Here is a 3827-nt window from a genome sequence, read left to right on the forward strand (position 1 = left end):
ATCACAGGTTCGGGTACAGCGGGTGCTTGTCGGCCAGGGCCTTCACCCGCGCGGCGAGCGCCGCCTGGTCGAACGACGGCTGGAGCGCCAGCGCGATGACGTCGGCGACCTCACGGAAGTCGCCGGCGTCGAAGCCGCGGGTGGCGAGCGCCGGGGTGCCGATCCGCAGCCCGGACGTCACCATCGGCGGACGCGGGTCGTTCGGGACGGCGTTGCGGTTCACCGTGATGCCGATGTCGTGCAGGCGGTCCTCGGCGTCCCGGCCGGTCAGCTCGGAGTCGACCAGGTCGACCAGGACCAGGTGCACGTCCGTGCCGCCGGTCAGCACCTTCACCCCGGCCTTCGCCGCGTCGTCGCCGAGCAGCCGCTCGGCGAGGATGCGGGAGCCCTCCAGGGTGCGCCGCTGCCGGTCCGCGAACTCCTCCGACGCCGCGACCTTGAGCGCGACCGCCTTGGCGGCGATCACGTGCTCCAGCGGGCCGCCCTGCATGCCGGGGAAGACGGCGGAGTTGATCTTCTTGCCGAACTCCTCGGTCGCCAGGATCAGGCCGCCGCGCGGACCGCCGAGGGTCTTGTGCGTGGTCGTCGTGACGATGTGGGCGTGCGGGACGGGCGAGGGGTGCAGCCCGGCGGCGACCAGGCCCGCGAAGTGGGCCATGTCGACCATGAGCAGCGCGTCCACCGAGTCGGCGATCTCGCGGAACCGGGCGAAGTCGAGCTGCCGCGGGTAGGCCGACCAGCCCGCCACGACCATCTTCGGCCGGTGCTCCTCGGCGAGGCGCGCGACCTCGTCCATGTCCACCCGGCCGTCGTCCTCGCGGACGTGGTAGGGCACCACGTTGAGGACCTTGCCGGAGTAGTTGAGCCGCATGCCGTGGGTCAGGTGGCCGCCGTGCGCCAGGTCCAGGCCCAGGATGGTGTCGCCGTGGTTCAGCAGCGCGAAGTACACGGCCGTGTTGGCCTGCGCGCCCGAGTGCGGCTGGACGTTGGCGAACTCGGCCCCGAACAGCTCCTTGGCCCGGTCGATGGCGAGCTGCTCGGTGACGTCCACGTACTCGCAGCCGCCGTAGTAGCGGCGGCCCGGGTAGCCCTCGGCGTACTTGTTGGTGAGGACCGTCCCCTGGGCCTCCAGCACCGCGACCGGCGTGAAGTTCTCCGAGGCGATCATCTCGAGGGTGGACTGCTGGCGGTGCAGCTCGGCGGCGACCGCGGCGGCGACCTCCGGGTCGACCTCCGCCAGCGGCGCGTCGTGCGACGAGGGGTTCGACGTGGGGGCGGCCACGGTCAGGACTCCTCGGTGAGCTTGTTGTAGGCGTCGGCGTCCAGCAGGTCGCCGGGCTCGTCGGTGATCCTGACCTTGAAGATCCAGCCCTCGCCGTACGGGTCGTCGTTGATCACCTTGGGCTCGTCGATCACGGACGCGTTGATCGCGGTGATCTCGCCGGTGACCGGGGAGTAGAGCTCGCTGACCGACTTGGTGGACTCCACCTCGCCGCAGCTCTCGCCGGCCTCGACGGTCTCGCCCTCGGCCGGCTGGAGCTCGATGAAGACGATCTCGCCGAGCGCGTCGGCGGCGTGCTGGGTGATGCCGACGGTGACGATGCCGTCCTCGTTGTCGAGGCCGGCGACCCACTCGTGCTCTTCGCTGTAGCGGAGCTGCTCCGGAACGCTCACGGTTGTTCTCTCTCCAGGGTTTCAGGAACGCTTGTAGAAAGGCAGGGCGACGACGTCGACCGGTTCGTGCCGGCCGCGGACGTCCACGGCCAGCTCGGAGGTGTCCTCGGGGACCGAGGCGTCCAGGTAGGCCATGGCGATCGGCTTGCCCAGTGTGGGCGACGGAGCGCCGCTGGTCACCACCCCGCACGGCGTGCCGTCCGGGCCGACGACCGCGTACCCCTTGCGGGGCGCCCTCCGCCCGCGGGCCACCAGTCCCACGAGCCTACGGCCTGCGGCGGCCTCCGCACGCGCGGCCAGCGCGGCCCGCCCGACGAAGTCCCCGTTCTTCTCGAACTTGACGACCCGGCCGAGGCCCGCCTCGAAGGGGGTGGTCTCGGTGGTCAGCTCGTTGCCGTAGAGCGGCATCCCGGCCTCCAGCCGGAGGGTGTCGCGCGCCGACAGCCCGGACGGCACGACCCCCTCGACCGCGGCCAGGGTGTTCCACAGCTTCACCGCGTCGGCGGCGGCCACGAACAGCTCGAAGCCGTCCTCGCCGGTGTAGCCGGTGCGGGCGATCAGCGCGTCCGCGCCGTCCACCACGCCCGGCAGGATGGCGTAGTACTTCAGCTCGGACAGCGGCGCGTCGGTGAAGCGGAGCAGGATGTCCTGCGCGTCCGGGCCCTGGAGCGCGATCAGCGCGTAGGCGCCGGACCGGTCGTCCACCTCGGCCTCGAAGCCCTCCGCGCGCTCGGTCAGGGCCTCCAGGACGACCGCGACGTTGGCGGCGTTCGCGACGACCAGGTAGGTCTCGGCGGCCAGCCGGTAGACGATCAGGTCGTCCAGGACGCCGCCGTCCTCCTGGCAGATCATGGTGTAGCGGGCCTTGCCGACGGCCATCGGGGAGATGTTGCCGACCAGCGCGGCGTCCAGCGCGGCGGCGGCCTGCGGGCCGGTGACGAAGATCTCGCCCATGTGGGAGAGGTCGAACAGCCCGGCGGCGGTGCGGACGGCCCGGTGCTCGGCGGTCTCGCTGGCGTACCGGAGCGGCATGAGGTAGCCCGCGAAGTCCACGAGGTTGGCGCCCAGCGCGGCATGGACGTCGTGGAGCGGCGTCTTCTTCGGAGTCGGATCGGCGGACATGGGTCTGGCTCCTTGGTCGCGGGGCGCGCGTGGACTTCCCGTCAATGGTCCCACTCGCGCACCGGGCGGCTCGGTGCCTCCCCCTCTGTCATCGGCGCCTGAGAGTTTCACCCCGGTTGCTCGGCGGGGCTTTCACCTTCGGCGGAGGGCGCGGGACGCCCTCGCTTTCCAGAGGTCGCCTGGTCCGCGCGGTCCGTGGGGCCTGAGAGGTTCCGGGGAGGAGTTGCTCCTTCGGCGGCCACCGCTGGCGACGGGGGCACTCTCCCGCGCGGGATCAACGGCTGCCCGCAATGTACCAGCGCGCCGAGACCGTCTACCAGCCGACTTGTCAGTCTTTGTCTACCTGCGAATCCGCCCGTGCGGGGCTAGAGGGGTGTGACGTAGGCCCCTGAGATGCCGCCGTCCACGAGGAACTCGGAGGCGGTGACGAAGGACGCGTCGTCCGAGCCGAGGAACGCGACCGCCGCCGCGATCTCCTCGGGCTCGGCGAAGCGTCCGGCGGGGATGTGGACGAGCCGCCGGGCCGCCTTCTCGGGGTCCTTGGCGAACAGCTCCCGGAGCAGCGGGGTCGAGACCGGACCCGGACAGAGGGCGTTCACGCGGATGCCCTCGCGGGCGAACTGGACGCCCAGCTCCCGCGACATGGCCAGCACGCCGCCCTTGGAGGCGGTGTAGGAGATCTGCGAGGTCGCCGCGCCCATGACCGCCACGAACGACGCCGTGTTGATGATCGAGCCCCCGCCCTGCTCGCGCATGTACGGAATGACGTACTTGCAGCACAGGTAGACGCTGGTCAGGTTGACCTCCTGGACGCGCTTCCAGGCGTCCAGGCCGGTGACCAGGATCGAGTCGTCGTCCGGCGGGGAGATGCCCGCGTTGTTGAACGCGACGTCGATCCGGCCGTAGGCGGCGTGGGCGGCCTGGTACAGGGCCCTCACGTCGTCCTCGGACGTGACGTCGGTGTGGACGAACAGGCCCCCGGCCTCGTCCGCCGCCTTCCGGCCGCCCGCGTCGTCCAGGTCGGCGACGAC

4 protein-coding genes and 2 riboswitches are annotated in these 3827 nt (G+C 71.4%); all 4 genes read right to left on the reverse strand.

Translation table 11 applies throughout. The annotated features are described in order from the left end of the window. Position 1: 1 nt before the first annotated feature. A complete protein-coding gene (glyA, locus tag AB0J52_RS31510; RefSeq protein WP_500186412.1) occupies positions 2–1282 on the reverse strand; it encodes a serine hydroxymethyltransferase in 1281 nt (426 codons plus the stop codon). 2 nt (positions 1283–1284) lie between these two features. After that, positions 1285–1674 (reverse strand): glycine cleavage system protein GcvH, encoded by a 390-nt coding sequence (gene gcvH, locus AB0J52_RS31515; RefSeq protein WP_500186413.1) that lies wholly within the window; start codon positions 1672–1674, stop codon positions 1285–1287. A gap of 21 nt (positions 1675–1695) precedes the next feature. Further along, complete coding sequence (gcvT, locus tag AB0J52_RS31520; RefSeq protein ID WP_500186415.1) at positions 1696–2796, reverse strand: glycine cleavage system aminomethyltransferase GcvT; 1101 nt, start codon at positions 2794–2796, stop codon at positions 1696–1698. Positions 2797–2878: 82 nt separating this feature from the next. Further along, a riboswitch (glycine riboswitch) is annotated at positions 2879–2971 on the reverse strand. Positions 2972–2975: 4 nt separating this feature from the next. Beyond that, positions 2976–3073, reverse strand: a riboswitch (glycine riboswitch). 88 nt (positions 3074–3161) lie between these two features. Then, positions 3162–3827 (reverse strand): 3-oxoacyl-ACP reductase (locus AB0J52_RS31525; RefSeq protein ID WP_500186417.1); only part of this gene is annotated, 666 nt, incomplete at its 5' end.

Origin of the sequence: Spirillospora sp. NPDC049652, assembly GCF_040675125.1 — a bacterium.
Taxonomy (GTDB): domain Bacteria; phylum Actinomycetota; class Actinomycetes; order Streptosporangiales; family Streptosporangiaceae; genus Spirillospora.

Excerpts from the sequence above, each read along its gene's own strand:
- gcvT (WP_500186415.1), bottom strand. The coding sequence starts at position 2,796 with ATGTCCGCCGATCCGACTCCGAAGAAGACGCCGCTCCACGACGTCCAT.